A 19,546-nucleotide genomic window follows, 5' to 3' on the forward strand; every position below is an offset into this window, starting at 1 on the left:
TTTAAATAGCACTAAAAAACGCCACTTTTAGTGGCGTTCTGTGTCGTTAAATTCTTTTCGATAATAGCGTTTTTGATAGTTTTTTACTTTAGTGTGTACGCCTTTGCTTAAGCTTTTAAATTTAGCCTCGAGTACGTCTACACCGTATAAAATACCGACCACCAGCACCGAAAGTTTTATTGCAGCGCCAAGGTTTTCGGTCGCTATCATAACGCCTATTGATGCTAGCACCCAAATGGTTGCGGCTGAGGTTACACCAACCACCGCACCATCTTTTGCGAGCATAACGCCTGCCCCTAAAAAGCCAATGCCTGTAATTATTTGCCCAACCACACGAGAATGATCAATTACATCCCCTTGTAAATTAAACGCGGTGGATAAAAACAAATACGTGCCCAGCGTTATTAGGGCTGATGTACGAATACCGACAGGTTTACCGCGTAATTGGCGCTCTATACCAATAATGGCACCGCAAAAAGCCGCAGTACCAATAGCTGCCCACGAATACGGGGCTACATCAATTAAATCTAAAAAAGTCACTGTTAACCTTATATTTTATTAGCTATAGCCACCGCTGTTCTTAAACGTTGGCTACCAAACGCTGACATTTTACTAAAATCACTTCGTGCAATAGGTACATATTGGCAATCTATTGCGAGTTGTTTATCGTTACCGGGCTCACAAAATGGGTCGTGAACATACACGCAGTGCTCATCAAGGTGTGTAACACACACCCAATGCGGTGATTTTTTACCATCAAAACTGTATGTACTAATTAATAACAGCACACTAAAGCCTTTACTTAACCACTGCTCAATATGCTCAAGCTCTACATCTTTATGTGTAAGCGGTATATTTGCTTGCGCTATACCATCTACAAATTGTTGATGCACTGTGGCAAGTACCACTTTTTTGTTTTCGTTACGTACGCCATCTAAAAACAAAGGCTCTGTGGTATTAACCATTACCTCGCTTTTAAAACCCCGCTTGTTAGCGGCAAGTGCTAAACCAAACGGATGACAACCACCATGACCCGATGTCATAAAAATGGTGGTGCCTTCACGCCAAAGTGCCAACTCATGCGACTGGTTAAGCTCAGTAGTCGGCTCAAGTGCACCCATAGCCATTAATAGCGCAGCAGGCCCGCACGTAAACTCGGTAGTTTGCTGATACCACGGCGTTAAACGCGCCACTTTTAACTCACTCGTTTGTCGAATGTTTTTTTGCATTCGTAGTGCGTCACTGTGGTCATCGTAATAATCGCTGTATTGGCCAAACACTCTATAACCTAAACTTTTATAAAGCCCAATTGCACTTTCGTTATTTACGGCCACTTCTAAGCGAAGGTAAATACGCCCGCGCTCATACGCTTCTTTTTCAAGGCGAGTAAGCAGTGCTTTTGCAATGCCCTTACCTTGCATTGTGGGTAACACAGCAAGCGAATATAAACGCGCTAAACGTGTGCCTTTATGGCACCATACTAGCCCGTAACCACATAGTTGCTCGCCATACTCTGCAACGAGTAAAATACCATGCTTAGCACTTAGCCAGCGCTTTAAACTGCGCGGGCTAAGTTTATCGTTATTAAAGCAAGTGTTTTCAACGTCAATCAGTGCATTTAAATCACTGCCAATAGCCTTTCGAATAACAAGGTTGCTCATGTTATTACCCACGACCTCGTGCTTCTAAACGTTGTTTAAACTCATCCATAATGATCATATATAGCTCATCGCCTAAATAGCCGTCTTCTACTTTGTGATCAATACTTGGGTTGTCGTTTACTTCAAGCACGTATGCTTTGCCTTGATGCTCTTTAACATCAACGCCATATAAACCCCTACCTACCGTTTTACACGCTTTTAATGCGGCATCTAACACCGCTTTTGGTAACTCAAAGGTTGGTAATGTTTCAAAGCCACCAGAGAAAAACCGTTTAGCGTCGTGGTTATAAATTTGCCAATGGTTACGCGCCATTAAATAACGACATGCATAAATAGCACGACCGTTTAACACACCCACTCGCCAATCGTATTCGGTATACATGTACTCTTGTGCAAGCACTAATGCGCTAAATTCAAACAGCTCTGTAAGCTTAGCGGCAAGCTCATCACGGTTTGAAACTTTAAACACACCTTTTGAGAAAGACCCTTCAGGCATTTTTAAAACAAGCGGATATGTAAACGCTTCTTCTAATTGCTCAAGCGTTTCATTTGCTTGATCAGCCACTACAACCGTTTTTAAACTTGGCACTTTTTGATAATTAAACGCATCGTGTAAATACACTTTATTACAACAACGTAAAATAGACTCAGCATCGTCAATAACCACTAAACCAAGGCTTTGCGCTTTGCTCGCAAGGCGATACGTTGGGTGGTCAATCGCTGTAGTTTGGCGAATAAATAACGCATCAAACTGAGCAATATTATCAATTTCGTCAAAGCTTAATGCTTGTGCATTAATGCCGTGTTTAGCAGCGGCTTTAATAAAGCGTGCAATGGCGTCTTTATCGCTCGGCGGTACTTTTTCGTTATGATCAACAAGTATTGCCATGTCCCATCTAAAACGACGTTGCACTGAGCCAATGCGCCATTGTGTTTTAGTAAAGTTATCTAGCTTGGCAACAAAGTCGCTGTACTGCTGCTCATTTAAAGACGACAACGAACCTTGTTGTAATAAGCCTTGCTCATCAACAAATAAAATAGGCGCTGGGTATTGTTTAAATACCGACTTTGCCGCTTTTGATTGTAAATCGTTTAGTGCATTACCAAAGTAAAGTGTGCCGTCTATTTGGCCCACATTTAACATAGGGGCTTGGCCACTACGAAGTGCGTTTATTGTTTTTACACTTGGCAAAACTTGGTGCTTGCGCGCCTCAGCAAGTAACGAGCAGTAGTAACCTTTGCTCAAGTATTGGCTTGAGTCGCACAGATTAATAATGCGTGTTTTTGGTTCATTTTGTTTTGGGTAATCACGTAAGTAGGTATTAAACGTAATTACATTTTCGAACGATTGAGCAAGCGTTTGCTCGTTGTTATCAACCACAATTAAGGTTTTAAACACGACTTTTCCTAGTTAAGTCAAAATATAAAAAGCATGCTTAAGTAACATTACTAAGCATTATAAATAGAAACACCCATCGTACTAAGTGGGCATTGCGCGAATCACTTAATACGATGGGTGCTTTAACAGGTACCTACTGTACGAGTTAGCGCTTAAATTGCTTAAGCGACATGTGCTTTATATGCCCTTTTTTAAAAACGCACAAACGAGATATTTTTAGCGTGAAGATAAAAAATATTGATTAACTAATAACGCAGATTAAAATACGCGAAACAATACTTTATGAGAGTTAAAAATGTCGCTGCCAGCTTGCCCAAAGTGCCAATGTGAATATATTTACGAAGACCAACAGCTGCTTGTTTGCCCTGAGTGCGCTCATGAGTGGAACCCAAATAATACAAACGATGAAGACGCTATTTTAGTTAAAGATGCCAACGGCACTGTGCTAAATGATGGCGACAAAGTGACAGTAGCCAAAGATTTAAAAATTAAAGGCAGCTCGCAAGTAATTAAAATTGGCACCAAAGCGGTAGTTAGAAGAGTGCTTGATAAAAAAGATCACGAACTTGATTGTAAAGTAGATGGTATTGGCGAAATGATGGTAACTGCAAAGTTTGTAAAAAAGGCTAACTCGTAGGTCGGATAAATGGCGAAGCCATGCTATCCGACAATAGATTTATGAACAAAGGTAATAGTTTATCGTGTTGGTAATTAGGATGGGTGATGTGGGGCTTTAGGTTAGAGAGCTCTGGCTACCCGATTATGAATATTTTGATACTAAACAATTTCGATTTTATAGCTGTTATTTTGCAAACGAGCCGTTTTAATTAATATATTTTTACAAAGCCCAGACACAATTTTTAAAAGTAGATTCCTTTCCGCTTCAGGCATTTTGTCACCAATAACTATTTCTTTTAATGAACTGGGTGAGTAATTATGAAAAGATTCTTGGTTCAATGACATGACTCTAAATTCTTTTTCATATTCCCAATCAGTTGATTTAGTGGCTATTGTTTCTGTGACCTTTTGAACAAAATTGATATCTGAATTACTATAAAGACCTTCGGAATGTATAAACTCATTTAATTTTAGTATGTTGGGTTTATCTTTATACTCAACAATAATGGGTCTCATAGACTCCTTTGTTGACTTAAAAAGGTCTTTTAATAATTCATCGCCATTAAAAACTAAACAGAACCCTCTAAGCCCATTGGCATAATGTGACCACATTAGGTTATTTGTCAGAGGATTTTTAGTTTCATCTTCCATTGAGAAACAAATGACTTTGGAATTATGAACAATACTTATAAATTTATCTAAATCATGCTCTGCAAATTTTTTAAAAAGCTCTGTTTGAGCATATTTCCCATCGACCAACTCTAACTCTGAGAGAATTTTATTATATTCTTCAACACCAACTTCATCTTTGATTTTGCATTCAAAGTTTGTAAGTTCATCAATATTTATATGGTGGTCTTTAATATGGGCACCTTCAAAAGGATCATTAAAATCATTTAAGCTTGAGAACCAGAGCTGATTATTAGCTAAAGCAGAAAGATTATTAGTATTCACTTCTCTGAATTTAAATAAAGACAAAAATATCTCCAAATTAGTTGTGACAAATATTGCTAATATACATAACAGCTTGAACACAACTGTGGGAGCTATACCCCCCAAACGACGTGTATTACTTAGCCCAATAATTCCACTAAATAACTTTAATGTAAACAGATGATTACCCATGTAATAAAATGGGCTCTGTTGTTTTGCACCAAAACGACTTTTAATAATGTTATGAGACAAAATTATCTTTGTCGGATGGCACTTCGCTTACCCGACCTACATTTAAATATTACATATTCACTATGTTAGGTATCAAAGCATAGCTGTAGGTTGGATAAATGGTGAAGCCATGCCATCCGACAATTAATTTATGAATATAAATAAGCGATTATTACGTTGGCATAGCTTTGTCAGATGGTGTTCTCTTAAAAAAAACAAAGCTTTATAAGATCTCTACCACCACGTATTCGTGGGCTTTACCTGCAATAGTTAACGTAATTTCATCATCAATCTGTTTATTTAATAACTGCTTTCCCATTGGTGCGCCGGGTGTTACAACAGCAATTGCGTGCTGTTTAACGTTTACTGTTAAACCACCAGCTGCAGGGCCTAAATAAAACCATTTTTGGGCTGCGTTATCATCTTCTAAACATACCAGCGAACCGATAGCTATTTTGTCGGTTGGTTTTTCGTTAAAGGCAGGTTCGAACAATTCTATGCTTTTATAGCAATCGTTTACGCGCTGGGCTTGGCCTTGTGCTAAATAAGCGGCTTCGAGCCCTAGAGTATCGTATTTATTTTCGGCTATGTTTTCTTCATGTGTGGCGGTGTCGTGCGCAGTTTTTGCCGCTACTTTTGCTGTTGTAAGCTGCGCTTCTAGCGCAAAACGAAGATGTTCGATAACGTGGGTTTTATTCATGGGGATTAGTACAATACAGGCTGTAAAAATAAGGCAGCTAGTTTAACATTTTTGCGGGGCTTAAAACCATTGTTTTAAACCCCGCAAGCTTGGTGGGAATACTAGCGGGGCTTAAATTTGCATTAAACTAACAAAGAGCCGTTGGTTGGTGCAGCTCTTTGCTTGTGTTTTATTAAAAACCTTATGGCATATCTAATAATGTTTGCGTGTGGGCATCTACTTTAACTTCGTAGTTTTTAGCGCTTAAGCCCAATAGTTCCGGCAAGGTTGCCGCTATACAAATAGACGAGAACGTACCCACTACAATGCCGGTAAATAATGCAATAGCAAAACCTTGCAGTGGTGCGCCTGCAAGTAACCAAACGCTCGCAACCGTCGCAAGTGTGGTACCCGAAGTTATTAAGGTGCGCGTTAGTGTACTTTTAATCGCATTATTAATAATAGTCGCTGGGCTAAGTATATTATTTGATTGAACACGTAAAAGCTCGCGTACTCTATCCCCTACTATTATTGAGTCGTTAAGTGAGTAACCAATAATAGCCAGTAAACTTGCCAGTACGGTTAGGTTAAACTCAATTTGTAATAGTGAAAATAACCCAAGTACAAGTATTAAATCGTGCACTAGCGCAACCACAGAACCGAGTGCTAAGCGCCATTCAAAACGCACTGCAAGGTAAATCATTACCGCAATCATTGCAGCAAACATTGCTAAACAGCCTTGATCAAATAACTCATCGCCCACTTGTGAGCCAATATAAGCTGACGATAATACCTGTGCGTTTATATAATCGTTTTGTGTAACGGCGCTTTGCCAATCAGGGCTATTAACTGTTGTTGATGTAGTTGATGCACTTGGCGCTTCTCTTAATTGAAAATGACTATTACCTTGCGCGGTTAGCTCAAACTCACCGTTGTGATTTTTAGCAATAAACGATTGAAGCTCTTTTAGCTCAACACTTTGGCTGGTTGTAAACTCAGTTAAATAACCGCCGGTAAAATCTAGGCCAAAATTTAGACCTTTTTGCGTAAGCGTAAATACGGATAGCAGCACTAAAATGGCACTTAAAAGCATACCCATAAAGCGTAAACGTGTGCCCTTTTCACCTTTCAAAAAATAATTAAGCATGTGCTTTTACTCCTGCTTTTTTACCCATTTTTAAATACAACGTTTGGCTTAATATTTTTGATACGTACACACCTGTAAATACAGACGTTAAAAGCCCCAGTGCGAGTGTAATGGCAAAACCTTTAACGGGCCCATAGCCTATGCCGTATAAAATAAGTGCGGTGATCATGGTGGTTATATTGGCATCAAATATTGTATTTGCGGCTTGTTTATACCCCTCTTGAATAGCCTGATACGGTGCACGGCCTTGGCGACGTTCTTCTTTAATGCGTTCAAATATTATTACGTTAGTGTCTACCGCCATACCTATGGTTAGCACCAGGCCTGCAATACCCGGAAGCGTTAACACAACCCCTGGTAATAATGACATTAAGCCCACCAGCGATGTTAAATTTAATATAAGTGCTACGTTTGCAATAAGGCCTAAGCGGCGATACCAAAGCGCCATAAATGCAAGGGTAATACCCATACCTAACATAAGCGCGGCTAAACCATTACTTATGTTTTCGCTGCCAAGGCTTGGTCCTATTGTTTGTTCGTGCACAATTGTAACGGGTGCTGTAAGCGAGCCTGCACGTAGTAGCAATGCTAGGTCGGCTGCCGCTTGTTGGCTTTTCATATTGGTGATACTAAAACGTGAACTTAAATGCTGAGCAATATTGGCAACGTTAATAACTTCGCTTTTTTTAACTACTTCGCCTTTAGCGTTTTGAGAATACTCAGAGTAAACCGTCGCCATTGGCTTACCAATATTGGCTTTTGAAAACGCCGACATTGCATCACCACCTTGGCCGTCTAAGCTTAGTTGTACCAATGGTTTACCCCAATCGTCGCGGCCTATGTTTGCATTATTAATATGATCGCCTGTAAAAATTGGCACAGGATCGAGCTTTATCGTTCCGCCCGATTGCATATTAAATGTTTGCCCGCCAATTTCTTTTAATTGATAAAAACCAAGCGATGCTGTTGCACCAATAATACGTTTTGCTTCGGTTGGATCTTGCACGCCTGGTAGCTCTATACGAATGCGATGTTTGCCTTGTTGCTGTGTTACCGCTTCGGTAATGCCTAACTCTTCAATACGCGAACGAAGGGTTGTAAGTGTTTGCCCCATAACCTCTTTATCAAAGCTGCTGCGGCCTTGCTCTGAATAACTAAATTTGGCAGTTTTAACGCTGCCGTTATTGCTTGTTACAACGGCTAAATTAACAAATCGGCTTTGTAGCTCTTCAATAACGGGGGTTAACTTGTCGGTTGCATTAGGCAATGCGTTTATTTCAAACCCCTGCTGAGTTTGCTGCGCTTTTACGCCATGTGCTTTTTGCTTAATAATAATTGATTTAGCTTGTTGATACGCACTGACTAACTGCTCATCAACGGCTTTATCTAAATCTACGTCTAGTACAAATAGCACACCGCCATTTAAATCAAGGCCCAGCTTTATTGGTGATAAACCAAAATCTTGTAACCATGTTGGGCTGGTTGCATGCTCAACAATTTTAACTTGCGTGTTTGGATATTGCGCTTTTATAGCCGCTTGCGCCTGAGCGCTTTTAGTTGGCTCGTTTAAAAGTATATTAATAGTCGATTGCTTATCTAAACCCTGCTCAACCTCTAGCCCTTGTTTATTTAAAAAAGTAACTAGCGTTTTAGTGCTCGGTAAAGATTGCGTTTCGCTGTGCGGCGTACTACTTACGTGCAACCACGATTTATTTGGATATAGGTTTGGTAATGCGCTGATAGCTAATAAAACCAATACTATTAGCATGGCTATATAGCTTAATTTGAACTTAGCCGAAGACGGCTTTTTATCTTTTTTAAAACTTAACATGTTGAATCCTTATTGCCAGCAAAGCTAGCAACGTGCTTTTTAAAAGCACAATTAATCTGCAGGCTAAAACTTTAAAAGTTAAAACCTAATAAAATTAAATAAGGAAAATTAAGCGTGGTAGGTAGTTACAGCTCTGTAGAGTAAGTTTACGTCTTTCCAGCCACTCAAGCGCGACTTTTTACTATTAGTTACAAGCGTATACCAAGGCTGTATAGGATTAATCGCTCTTGGTCGTAAGAATATATGCCTAACAAGATTTTGAGCAAAAAATTCAAAAACCACATCGTATTCTGGCTCACTTTGAACAGTGTGCAAAAACAATGATGAATTATTGGCTGTTAACCTTGGTTGGTGCGCGTCAAAATCGGTTTGATGCGTTTTTTTATGCTGCGAAGTATCTACAGACTTACTAATAGGCTGTATTTTAGTTAAATCGGCAATATCAGTAAGCGAAACCTGCGTACTAATATTGATATTTAAATTTTGAGAGGCGCCCATAGCATTGCTCTGCACACTAAAAAGTGCAGCAAGTAGCAAAAAGGCAGTTAAAAACACTCTAAATTTAAACATTCACGTTTTAAAACTAAAATAAGGGATGCGTAGTATATAAGGGCTAGTATTTAAAATACAATAGCCTGCTCGGTAATTTAGTTTGATTTTGCCACTTAACCTAGGCCGCTGCCGTTGATTTAGGTTGAGCGAATTATTTGCATATTATTTTGAAAATTTAATTTACAAAACACGTTACGTTTAAATCTACTTCTTCGGTAACATACCTTCCCCTTATCAAATAAAAATAGAGTAATTATTTAGGGTTACTCTTCATCTATTATTTGCAGTTTCATTATTCATTTAACGTTCATTTAGTGGTTTTTTTTGGTAAAATAACAGCTAACCAATTACGTTTTTTACTATTAAATAAACGCGTAAGTTACAGCGAATATACGAAATTAATACAATAAAATGTAAAAAATAGCTAAATTTTGATTTTCTTAATTATGTTATGGACAGTAAATAAGGTAGGAAAGGTCATTATGAAAAAAAACATACTTAGTAAAATAACCTCAAAATTTTACAATAAAAGCTTAAAGCTAATAAATACCCTAAGTAATGATACTGACCTAAAAAAGCTAATAAACAACAGTGAAATAGTCTCTTTTGATATTTTCGATACAGTGATCCTCAGAAAAGTCTTCAAACCAGCTGATATTTTTACAATAGTTGAAAATTTATATAATGATAAACATAAAAAGTTAGAAATAGACTTTAAAAGTATCCGAAGTAAAGCCGAACCAGAAGCAACTAAAATATTAGCTCAGGTAAATAGCACTCAATCGATTGGCTTAGATGAAATTTACGCACATATACAAAAAATACATAATTTAGACAGTAAAATAATAAATGTACTAAAAGCACTAGAGATCGAAATAGAATTAAAATTTTGTGTCAAAAACGAATATATGTACTCTTTTTATCAATATTGTATTGATAATGGGAAAAAAGTTATTTTCACTTCAGATATGTACTTACCTGAATATGTAATAAAAAAAATCCTTCACGATAATGGGTACAAAAAATTCCATCAATTATACTTATCATCTGTAATTCGTAAATCGAAGTCTAAAGGTGGATTATACTCACATATTATTAATGACCTATCTTGTAAACCATCTAAAATTTTACATATTGGGGATTATTATTACGCCGATGTGATCAATGCGATGAAAGAAGGCATAAAGCCTTATTATTACAAAAAAACAAGTGAATATGCGTTGAGCCATAATTCGTTTAAAAGACTAAGACAGCTATATCCCCCGAAGCTATCCATAGAAGAATCTATTTATTTTGCGACAATTATTAATAAAACCTTTACCCAAAGAAATAATAACAATGAGAATATTTGGTACGACTTTGGTTATGTTTACTGCGGAATTATATATTTTGGCTTAACTCGCTGGTTTACTGGTCAGGTCATGCATCAAGAAATAGAACATATATTTTTTCTTGCTCGCGACGGCTATGTTATGAATAAAGTTTATACCCTTATGAACCAAGGAACGAGTACGCCTCCTAGTAAATACATGTATGCATCGAGAAGGGCTATAAATATCCCTACCATATACAATGGTATAGATGAGCATTCAATAAAAGTACTGTGTCATTTCGTTCCTAATTTAAGCGTTGAAAATTACCTTGATAGAGTCGATATAGATGCAAAAAAACATATTGACCAAATAAAAGAAGCTGGGTTTTCTGATCAAAAACATACAATAGAAACAGATAACGATAAGAATAAATTAGCTAAATTATTTAATTTATTAGCCAATGATGTATGCAATATTGCGGCTGTCGAAAGAGAAAACCTATTAACATACTTGCATCAGATTGGGTTTATGGATACAAAAAAAGTCGCTATTGTTGATATTGGGTGGCAAGGAACAATTCAGAATTCGTTAAATAAGTTAATGCTACTAGAAAATAAAGAAATAGATATTAATGGCTATTATCTTGGCACATTTCAGACCGCTATGAAGTTTGCTAAAAAAGGGTTTCCGATGTCTGGTTATATGTGTAACTTTTCGGAACCTAAAAAAAATCATCAGGTTTTATCTAAAGGTGTACACATGTTCGAGTTTATTTTTTCGGCGCCTCACGGCTCTGTAATTAAATTTGATAAAAAGAATGATAAAGCTGAGCCAGTTTTCGAGCCTAATGATTTTTCTAACGGTAAGTTAGATACGATAAACGAATTTCAAAAAGGTGCTATAGATTTTATTACTGACTTTATGGCTACTGAGAGAGATTATAAAACAATGAATATAGCCCCTGAAACAGCTATAAAACCTATATCTCGGTTATTAAACAGCCCTACCTATAGCGAATCTGTAAATTTTGGCAACCTCAAACATTCTGAGTATGTGGGTGCAAATAGCCATGAAAGTTACTTTGCTAAAACATCAGATCCATTAAAAATGTTTATTAATCCGATTAAGTTTAAGCAAGCCTATAACAAATCATTATGGAAAGCTGGTTTCAGAAAACGCTACATGAGATATATTTTACCAGAAAACATATACTGCTATTTTAGAAAACATTAATTTGGTAAACGCATTTTAATGCTTAAAATTAAACTAGTATCTTTCCTTATTTCAATTTACTGAGCTTGTTAGCTTATAAGTTAGTTTATTTACCCATATACCAACTCTGAGATACTGAATGCGGCCCAGACAAAGCAGTGAAAAACGACCAGACGCCATGAATTTACGCCAAAGTGTAAAAACACTGTGGCCCTACCTTACAAAATTTAAAGGCCGTGTTTTCATTGCACTTATGGCGCTTATAGGCGCAAAAGGTGCCACGCTTTTAATGCCTTGGGCGCTTAAAGAAATTATAGACTCGGTAGATAAGTCGATTAACCCACTGTTAGTTATTCCCGCTTTATTGTTATTGATGTACGGTGCACTGCGTTTTGCTAGCGTATTTTTAGGTGAAATAAGAGATGCTGTATTTTCGCGCGTAACCGAGCACGCTATGCGTGATATTGGTTTAAAGGTATTTAAGCATTTGCACTCACTTGAGCTGGCTTTTCATTTAGACAGGCAAACTGGCGGTATTAGCCGCGATATAGAACGCGGTACTAGCGGGTTAAGTTTTTTAATGCGCTTTTTAATGTTTAACATTGTGCCTACTTTGTTTGAAATACTTACCGTTGCGATTATTTTTGGCACGTTGTTTTCTGTTTGGTTTGCGCTTATTACATTATTGGCAGTTGCTATTTATATTACCTTTACTGTGGTGGTTACTCAGTGGAGAAACCGCTTTATTAGAGAAGCAAATGCTGCCGACAATCAAAGTAATACCCGCGCCATAGACAGCCTACTTAATTATGAAACTGTAAAATATTTTAATAATGAGCAGTTTGAAGCAAAAACGTACGACACCTTTTTAGCAAACTGGGAAAAAGCCCGTTTAAAAAATAGAATGTCGCTGCTCGCCCTCAACTCAGGCCAAACACTTATTATCGCTTGTGCTATTACCGCTTTAATGTGGTTGGGCTCAACCGAGGTAGTTGCAGGTACACTCTCTATTGGTGAACTTGTGATGATTAACGCGTATATGATTCAATTGTTTTTACCACTTAACTTTTTAGGTTTTGTGTACCGCGAAATAAGACGCGCCCTAACCGACCTTGAAAACATGCTTGGGCTACTTAACAAAAAACCACAAATAACCGATGCACTTAATGCTAAAGAGCTCAATATTAGCCAAGGTGAAATAACATTTAACAATGTAAGTTTTAGTTACGATGCGCACCGCCCGATCCTTAATAACCTTAGCTTTAGTGTTAAAGCTGGCAGCAAAGTAGCCATTGTTGGTGCCAGTGGTGCAGGTAAAAGTTCATTAGCGCGACTGCTTTATCGTTTTTATGATGTAAGCGCTGGTGAAATTAGTATTGATAATCAAGCTATAAACTCAGTAACACTTAATAGTTTACGAAAAGCCATTGCAATAGTCCCGCAAGATACCGTGTTGTTTAACACCACGATTCGTGAAAATATCGCTTACGGTAGACCATCAGCAAGCGATGCAGAAATTGACGAAGCCATTGCTATGGCGCATTTAAAAGACTTTATAGCGACACTTGATAAAGGCGATAAAACGCTGGTTGGCGAGCGCGGTTTAAAAGTATCCGGCGGCGAAAAACAGCGTATTGCTATTGCGCGCGCCATTTTGAAAAAATCCCCTATTTTAATTTTTGATGAAGCAACTTCAGCCCTCGATTCTCATTCTGAGCAAGCAATACTCGCAGCAATGCGTGAAGTTGCCAGTAACCATACGAGTATTGTTATTGCTCATCGGTTATCCACTATTACCGATGCAAACACCATTATTGTGCTCAAAGCCGGACAAATTATTGAGCAAGGTAAGCACGATGAGTTACTTACACTCGCCGGAGAATATGCCCGTATGTGGGAGCTTCAGCATAAAAAATAAATAGTGTGTAACCCCTCTTAGCTCGGATACTTTCAAGTATTCGAGCTAAATAAAGCTTTTATAGCACCTATTAGCCTTTCTCTTTTCCTCTATATTAGTTTTATCGAGCACTGTGGTGATTCACCTCAAAAGGTTTGTTTGTCTGATTAATATCAATAACAATCGATAAGTTAAATATTCGTAACAATAAAAATGATTCACTGCTGCTTTAATTCAATCAGTGATACTCAGGAGTAAGTAATGAAAAAGAGTTTAATTGCCGCAGCATTAGCTGCCACATTTATTACCGGTTGTTCAGAGCCGCAAACAACAAAAACAGACGAGCAACAACCTAAAGTAGCCACTGCAGCAGTAACAGAAAAAGCAGAGTTAGGTAGTTTTGGTGTTGACCTAACAGCCCGTAACGAAGCCGTGAAACCAGGCGATGACTTTTTTATGTATGCCAGTGGCACGTGGTATAACAACTACGTAATGCCTGCAGATAAAACCCGCTACGGTGCATTTTCAGGATTAGCTGAGCGCAGCGAAGGCGATGTTAAAGCTATTATTGAAGAAATAGCCGCACGTAAAGATTTAAACGCCGAAGAAAAACTAGTCGCTGATTTTTACAATGCGTATATGGATACCGAAACACTTAATAAACTCGGTGTAGCGCCTATTAAGCCATTGTTAAGTGAAATTAGTGATATAGCGTCAACTGACGATTTAGCTGAAATGTTTGGTAAGTCTTGGTTAACCGGTAATAAAGCCCCTTTGGGCGGCGGCATGTGGTTTAATCGCCTAGACCCTAACAAATATGAAATGTCACTAGGTGCGGGTGGGTTAGGCCTACCAGATCGCTCTTACTACCTTGAAGACGCTGAGCGCTTTGTAAAAACCCGTACAGCTTATGTTGCTCACATTGCTGACATGCTTGAGTTTGCAGGCACTGAAAATGCAACTGAGCGCGCTCAAGCTATTCTTGATCTTGAAACCAAAATTGCACAAGGTCACTGGCCTCGCGAAAAGCGCCGTAATCGCGATTTAACCCTAAACCAAGTTGAACGTGCCGATTTAAGCACTGCTTATCCTGGTTTTAACTGGGATTTATATTTTGCGCAAACAGGTTATAAAGTACCTCAGTTAAATGTATCTCAGCCTGAACCAATAAAAGCGATGATTGAGCTAATCAATCAAGAAGATATTGCAGTATGGAAAGACTACCTAACGTATCACGCTATTAGCGGTAACGCAGGTTTACTATCAGAAGACGTATTTAATACTAATTTTGCTTTTTTTGGTAAAGAATTAAACGGACAACAAGAACCTCGTCCTCGATGGAAACGTGCAATAAGTGAAATGTCGGGCACAAGTTCGCTTGGTTTTGCTATTGGTAAAATATACGTAGCGCGTTACTTCCCTGAGTCATCAAAACAACAAATGTCAGAGCTAGTTGAAAACCTTCGTACAGCCCTTGGTGAACGTATTGATAACCTAGAGTGGATGGGCGATGCAACTAAAGTAAATGCGCGCGCTAAACTGGCTGCATTTGTACCAAAAATTGGTTACCCCGATGTATGGCAGTCTTATGACGGTTTAAGCATTACTAAAAACGATTTAATTGGTAATGTGAAAAACATGCGTGAGTTTTTCCACGCAGAAAGTGTTGAAAAAGAGCTACAAAAAACAGACCGAAATCGCTGGGGCATGACGCCACAACGCGTAAACGCTTACTACAATAGCTCGTTTAATGAAATTGTATTTCCGGCTGCGATATTACAACCGCCATTTTTCGATCCAAATGCCGATCCGGCTGTAAACTATGGCGGTATTGGCGCTGTAATTGGTCACGAAATGGGTCATGGATTTGACGATCAAGGTTCAAAATCTGACGAAAACGGTGTGCAACGTAATTGGTGGACTGATGCTGACCGCGCTGCATTTGACAAAAAAGCCGATCAACTGGCTGCGCAGTACAGTAAATACGAGCCAATTGAAGGTAATTTTGTTAATGGTCGAAATAGCCTTGGCGAAAATATTGGTGATGTGGGTGGTTTGTCGATGGCTTATCACGCGTACAAGCTAAGTTTAAATGGTAAAGAAGCGCCTTTAATAGACGGCGTGACTGGCGATCAACGTTTCTTCCTTGCGTGGGCACAAGTATGGAAAGAAAAACGTACTGAGCAAAGCATGCTTAACCAACTGCGTGGTGGCACACATGCCCCAGGTCGCTTTAGAGCACAAGCGCCACGTAACCACGATGCATGGTACAAAGCGTTTGATGTAAAACCAGGCGATGCGTTATACCTTCCTGAAGATGAACGTGTACGTATTTGGTAAGTAATACTTACTTTTTATTACTTAGTAAGGCAACCTGTTATACAAGTTGCCTTTTTTATTGAGTTAAATTTACAATAATAGATATAATTCCAACGTCTAAATCCCTCGATAATCCCCTCACTAAAATGCACTTTAGATGGACTTTAAACGCTACAGTTTTAATCGGCTTTAATACTTACTAGCCCTTGAATGCATTTACCTTTAGAATACGCATTATAATTTTATTCTATTATTTACATATATTAAGGCGAAACGCAGATGGGAAGAGCTTACCAAAACAAAAAAGATTCAATGGCTAAGACTGCGGGTGCTAAAACTAAAGTTTATTCTAAGTACGGCAAAGAAATTTATATTTGTGCTAAAAACGGCGGTGTAGATCCAGATGGTAACTTATCATTACGTCGTTTAATTGAACGCGCAAAAAAAGACCAAGTACCAGCACACGTTATTGACCGCGCAATCGACAAAGCAAAAGGTGGCGGCGGCGAAGACTACTCAGCAACACGTTACGAAGGTTACGGCCCTGGTAACTGTATGATTATTGTTGACTGTTTAACAGACAACAACAAGCGTACCTTTGCTGATGTACGTGTTTGTTTTACCAAAGCAAATGCTAAGATTGGCGCTCAAAACTCTGTTTCACATTTATTTGATCACCTTGCTATTTTTGTATTTGACGGTGATGACGACGAAGCAGTACTTGAAGCACTAATGATGGCTGATGTTGATGTAACTGACGTAGAAGTTGATGACGGTAAAGTCACTGTTTTTGCTCCTCACACAGAGTACAACAACACACGTACAGCGCTTGAAGAAATGGGCGTGACTGAATTTGACGAAGACCTAATTAGCTTTGTGCCACAAATTGAAACGCCGATTGAGGGCGAAGACGTTGAAGTTATGGAACGCTTTTTAGCAATGTTAGAAGATTGCGATGACGTACAAAACGTTTACCATAACGCGCAATTCTAAAGAGCGATTTAGTAAGTTAGAACGACTTTAAGCCAACAGCTATGTTGGCTTTTTCATTTTTAGAACGTGGTATAAATATATGAATAATCTTACAGAGCTTAAAAGTGGCAAACTTGTTGGTGCTACTCGCCTGCAATTAGTAGAAGAGCTAACAATATTCCCTGAAGAGATTTTTAGCTTAGCTGACACGCTTGAAGTACTCGATTTATCAAATAATAACTTATCAACACTGCCTGATGAATTTGCCTGTTTAACACACCTTAAGCGTGTATTTTTATCGTTTAATCAGTTTAAGCATATTCCTGCGGTTTTAGCTAAATGCCCTGCTCTGATAATGGTTGCATTTAAAGGCTGTAAAATAACTGAGTTTAGTGATTATTGTTTACCAAAAAATATTGAATGGCTCATCCTCACCGATAATAATATTACTGAGCTACCGCAAAGTTTTGGCCAATTTACCCAACTTAAAAAGCTCGCGCTTGCGGGCAATCAACTTAAGCAACTGCCAAGTAGCATGGCGCAGTGTAAAAACCTCGAGCTTGTTAGGCTCTCTGCTAATAACTTAACACACGTAGACGACTGGCTGTTTGAACTGCCTAAACTTACTTGGCTTGCGTTTGCCGGTAACGATTTTAATAAAGCCCAGTGCCTTACAAAGTGCAGCTTAGAAAATAAGCCTCTTGACGATTACACGCTTAGTCATGTTATTGGCCAAGGTGCATCGGGCGTTATTCATTTAGCGCAAGCTGCTGATAGCGCTGTAGCGATTAAATTATTTAAAGGTGCAATTACCAGCGACGGCTACCCGCTTGATGAAGTGAATTGCTGCTTACAAGCAGGCGATCACGCTAATTTAATTAAAGTACTTGCCTACATTGAACAAAGTGATCAGTTAGGTTTAGTGATGGAGCTAATAGATAAAAGCTTCGCTAATTTAGGTTTGCCTCCAAGCCTTGAAACCTGTACGCGTGATACCTTTAACAATGATTGCCATTACTCAACTCACGCTATTTTAAAAATTGCACAGCAAATGGTAAATACACTGCATCACTTACATGTTCGTAAAGTAAGTCACGGCGACATTTATGCGCATAACACTATGGTTAACCAAAACCATGACGTTCTGTTTGGTGATTTTGGTGCTGCAACTAATTTAACGATGCTAAGTGAGTATCAGCAAAAGCAACTAGAGTTGATAGAAGTAAGAGCTTTGGGCTGTTTAATTGAAGACTTATTAGGCACGGTAACCGGTGATGATAGGCAAAGTGAGCTATTTGTTAAAATGTCCGATATGGCAAAATATGCTATGCAACCTTCATTAAATCAAAGACCTACACTTACTGAGTTATTAGAAGAGCAAATATATAATTAAGTAGAGTCATAAAAAAGAGCAACGCGTAGCACGTTGCTACTTTTTTAGTTTATGTTTATTGAATTAATCGAGCTCATTTAGTGCGCTTAAACGGGTAAACCTGTTGTTTAAGCATACCTACCGGCATGTAATCCCCGACTACACCATACGCTTCTGGCCACTCTTTTTGGCCTTTAACAGCAGTACCAAATGCGTAGTCTAAAAACGAAAAATGCGCAGCGTAATTGCGGTCAATTGCGGCTTTATCTGACGCATGATGCCAATGGTGAAACTGCGGTGTAACCATAAAATATTTTAGCCAACCAAATTTCACACGCACATTTGCATGGTTAAACACAGCCTGTAAACCCACAATTATTACGTATAAACTAATTATTTGCTGTGAAAATCCAAGTACAAATATGGGCGTGAGCACTAAACTGCGCGTTACGAGTATTTCAAAAATATGCTGGCGAGAGCCCGCTAACCAATCCATTTCTTTAGCACTGTGATGTACGCCATGAAAGCGCCATAGTAAAGGGACTTCGTGATAAGCACGATGCACCCAATACTGCATTAAATCAGCCACGAGTATTATTAAAAACAACTGCACTACAAATGGTGTTTGCTCTATATAACCTTGTACTGTAGATGATACAGCCCAGCCAAAACCATAATGCACAAAGTGGTTAGTAACGAGTAACACAAAACCAATAATTAAATGGTTTACGAAAAAGTGGTTTAAATCGCCTCGCCATTCGCTACGTAATATTTTTTGCTCTTTTCGATGGGGTAGCAGCTTTTCAATAACAATAAATATGAGTGTTGAGCCGAGTAAATCTAAAATAAACCAATCTAGCCCTATGTAAGGTGTGTCGCTAGCAAACTCATTTACCTCAACGTTTGGTCCGCCAAACATAATTGCCAGAACAATAAAAAACCACGCTGTAGCCCCTAAACGCTTATTGGTATTACGTACAAAGTTAAGTAGCCCTAAACTGCCCGAGACCAATAATGATGCAAACATAAGCTGACGTAAAAAGTCGACACTGTAGCTTTTGCGTAGTTCTGGTGTGGTTAAGTATTCAGGAAAGTGAAACGCTAATACGCCTAAGCAACTCAGTATTGCTAAAAAGCAGGCTATGTAGCCACTTATGTTGCCCTCACCTATCTGAAGATGATTTGTGCGAAATACCTTTCGTGATAAAGCTCTGATCATTTTTATTATTCCTTGCTTCGTTGAGTTGATTAAATACAACGAAATTCCATTGATTTACACACCCACATATTAACAAAATTTAGGGTATAAAAAATACAAATAGTTCCCTCCATAGTCTGAGTTGCAAATATACAGATAAACCAAACGCAAAAAAGCCACGCAATGCGTGGCTTGGTTGGATAAAGCTAAAA

15 protein-coding genes are annotated in these 19,546 nt (G+C 38.5%); 6 read left to right on the forward strand and 9 right to left on the reverse strand.

The features are described 5' to 3' along the window. Positions 1-27 precede the first annotated feature (27 nt). Genes I6F40_RS00670 through I6F40_RS00680 form a run of 3 tightly spaced genes read right to left on the reverse strand, consistent with a single transcriptional unit; the run spans position 28 to position 3,060 of the window. Entirely contained in the window at positions 28-540 is a 513-nt protein-coding gene (locus I6F40_RS00670) for an MgtC/SapB family protein (RefSeq protein ID WP_007582656.1), read from the reverse strand. 8 nt (positions 541-548) lie between these two features. Then, positions 549-1,661, reverse strand: coding sequence for a GNAT family N-acetyltransferase/peptidase C39 family protein (locus I6F40_RS00675; protein WP_197192353.1), 1,113 nt, complete (start codon positions 1,659-1,661; stop codon positions 549-551). Positions 1,662-1,665: 4 nt separating this feature from the next. Beyond that, complete coding sequence (locus I6F40_RS00680) at positions 1,666-3,060, reverse strand: RimK family protein (RefSeq protein WP_166419073.1); 1,395 nt, start codon at positions 3,058-3,060, stop codon at positions 1,666-1,668. 295 nt (positions 3,061-3,355) lie between these two features. Here I6F40_RS00680 and I6F40_RS00685 point away from each other — a divergent pair, with 295 nt between their 5' ends. Beyond that, positions 3,356-3,697, forward strand: coding sequence for a zinc ribbon domain-containing protein YjdM (locus I6F40_RS00685; RefSeq protein ID WP_197192354.1), 342 nt, complete (start codon positions 3,356-3,358; stop codon positions 3,695-3,697). Between the two features lie 140 nt (positions 3,698-3,837). Here the strand turns inward: I6F40_RS00685 and I6F40_RS00690 are convergent, their stop codons facing one another. The 5 genes from I6F40_RS00690 to I6F40_RS00710 all read right to left on the reverse strand — a co-directional run bounded on the left by I6F40_RS00690 (position 3,838) and on the right by I6F40_RS00710 (position 9,069). Beyond that, on the reverse strand, positions 3,838-4,863 hold the full coding sequence (locus I6F40_RS00690; protein ID WP_197192355.1) for a DUF2971 domain-containing protein: 1,026 nt from the start codon (positions 4,861-4,863) through the stop codon (positions 3,838-3,840). 202 nt (positions 4,864-5,065) lie between these two features. Next, complete coding sequence (locus tag I6F40_RS00695; protein ID WP_007582643.1) at positions 5,066-5,542, reverse strand: GreA/GreB family elongation factor; 477 nt, start codon at positions 5,540-5,542, stop codon at positions 5,066-5,068. Positions 5,543-5,723: 181 nt separating this feature from the next. Continuing rightward, positions 5,724-6,668 (reverse strand): protein translocase subunit SecF, encoded by a 945-nt coding sequence (secF, locus tag I6F40_RS00700; protein WP_197192356.1) that lies wholly within the window; start codon positions 6,666-6,668, stop codon positions 5,724-5,726. Further along, positions 6,661-8,499, reverse strand: a complete 1,839-nt coding sequence (secD, locus tag I6F40_RS00705; RefSeq protein ID WP_165727422.1) for a protein translocase subunit SecD — start codon at positions 8,497-8,499, stop codon at positions 6,661-6,663. The genes secF and secD overlap by 8 nt, the downstream gene beginning before the upstream one ends. Positions 8,500-8,607: 108 nt before the next feature. Then, positions 8,608-9,069: a hypothetical protein gene (locus I6F40_RS00710; RefSeq protein WP_165721524.1), complete on the reverse strand. Its 462-nt coding sequence runs from the start codon at positions 9,067-9,069 to the stop codon at positions 8,608-8,610. 464 nt (positions 9,070-9,533) lie between these two features. On the opposite strand from I6F40_RS00710, the gene I6F40_RS00715 reads away from it, so the two are divergent. The 5 genes from I6F40_RS00715 to I6F40_RS00735 all read left to right on the forward strand — a co-directional run bounded on the left by I6F40_RS00715 (position 9,534) and on the right by I6F40_RS00735 (position 18,157). Beyond that, positions 9,534-11,597, forward strand: coding sequence for an HAD family hydrolase (locus tag I6F40_RS00715; RefSeq protein ID WP_166376265.1), 2,064 nt, complete (start codon positions 9,534-9,536; stop codon positions 11,595-11,597). A gap of 118 nt (positions 11,598-11,715) precedes the next feature. Then, complete coding sequence (locus tag I6F40_RS00720) at positions 11,716-13,494, forward strand: ABCB family ABC transporter ATP-binding protein/permease (protein ID WP_197192357.1); 1,779 nt, start codon at positions 11,716-11,718, stop codon at positions 13,492-13,494. 240 nt (positions 13,495-13,734) lie between these two features. After that, on the forward strand, positions 13,735-15,813 hold the full coding sequence (locus I6F40_RS00725) for a M13 family metallopeptidase (RefSeq protein ID WP_197192358.1): 2,079 nt from the start codon (positions 13,735-13,737) through the stop codon (positions 15,811-15,813). A gap of 258 nt (positions 15,814-16,071) precedes the next feature. Then, positions 16,072-16,785: a YebC/PmpR family DNA-binding transcriptional regulator gene (locus tag I6F40_RS00730; RefSeq protein WP_010555049.1), complete on the forward strand. Its 714-nt coding sequence runs from the start codon at positions 16,072-16,074 to the stop codon at positions 16,783-16,785. A gap of 79 nt (positions 16,786-16,864) precedes the next feature. Continuing rightward, entirely contained in the window at positions 16,865-18,157 is a 1,293-nt protein-coding gene (locus tag I6F40_RS00735) for a leucine-rich repeat-containing protein kinase family protein (RefSeq protein WP_197192359.1), read from the forward strand. A gap of 73 nt (positions 18,158-18,230) precedes the next feature. Here I6F40_RS00735 and I6F40_RS00740 read toward each other — a convergent pair whose 3' ends face one another. Continuing rightward, the gene (locus tag I6F40_RS00740; RefSeq protein ID WP_197192360.1) at positions 18,231-19,355 is read right to left on the reverse strand and encodes a sterol desaturase family protein; all 1,125 of its coding nucleotides are present in this window, start codon (positions 19,353-19,355) and stop codon (positions 18,231-18,233) included. Between the last annotated feature and the right edge of the window lie 191 nt (positions 19,356-19,546).

Origin of the sequence: Pseudoalteromonas sp. SWXJ133, from assembly GCF_015864365.1 — a bacterium.
In the GTDB taxonomy this organism is placed as follows: domain Bacteria; phylum Pseudomonadota; class Gammaproteobacteria; order Enterobacterales; family Alteromonadaceae; genus Pseudoalteromonas; species Pseudoalteromonas arctica.

Bases quoted from the DNA above. Each gene is read 5' to 3' on its own strand.
- I6F40_RS00685 (WP_197192354.1), top strand. From the start codon at position 3,356: ATGTCGCTGCCAGCTTGCCCAAAGTGCCAATGTGAATATATTTACGAA.
- secF (WP_197192356.1), bottom strand. From the start codon at position 6,668: ATGCTTAATTATTTTTTGAAAGGTGAAAAGGGCACACGTTTACGCTTT.
- I6F40_RS00715 (WP_166376265.1), top strand. From the start codon at position 9,534: ATGAAAAAAAACATACTTAGTAAAATAACCTCAAAATTTTACAATAAA.
- I6F40_RS00735 (WP_197192359.1), top strand. From the start codon at position 16,865: ATGAATAATCTTACAGAGCTTAAAAGTGGCAAACTTGTTGGTGCTACT.
- I6F40_RS00740 (WP_197192360.1), bottom strand. From the start codon at position 19,355: ATGATCAGAGCTTTATCACGAAAGGTATTTCGCACAAATCATCTTCAG.
- I6F40_RS00725 (WP_197192358.1), top strand. From the start codon at position 13,735: ATGAAAAAGAGTTTAATTGCCGCAGCATTAGCTGCCACATTTATTACC.
- I6F40_RS00695 (WP_007582643.1), bottom strand. From the start codon at position 5,542: ATGAATAAAACCCACGTTATCGAACATCTTCGTTTTGCGCTAGAAGCG.
- I6F40_RS00710 (WP_165721524.1), bottom strand. From the start codon at position 9,069: ATGTTTAAATTTAGAGTGTTTTTAACTGCCTTTTTGCTACTTGCTGCA.
- secD (WP_165727422.1), bottom strand. From the start codon at position 8,499: ATGTTAAGTTTTAAAAAAGATAAAAAGCCGTCTTCGGCTAAGTTCAAA.
- I6F40_RS00730 (WP_010555049.1), top strand. From the start codon at position 16,072: ATGGGAAGAGCTTACCAAAACAAAAAAGATTCAATGGCTAAGACTGCG.
- I6F40_RS00720 (WP_197192357.1), top strand. From the start codon at position 11,716: ATGCGGCCCAGACAAAGCAGTGAAAAACGACCAGACGCCATGAATTTA.
- I6F40_RS00675 (WP_197192353.1), bottom strand. From the start codon at position 1,661: ATGAGCAACCTTGTTATTCGAAAGGCTATTGGCAGTGATTTAAATGCA.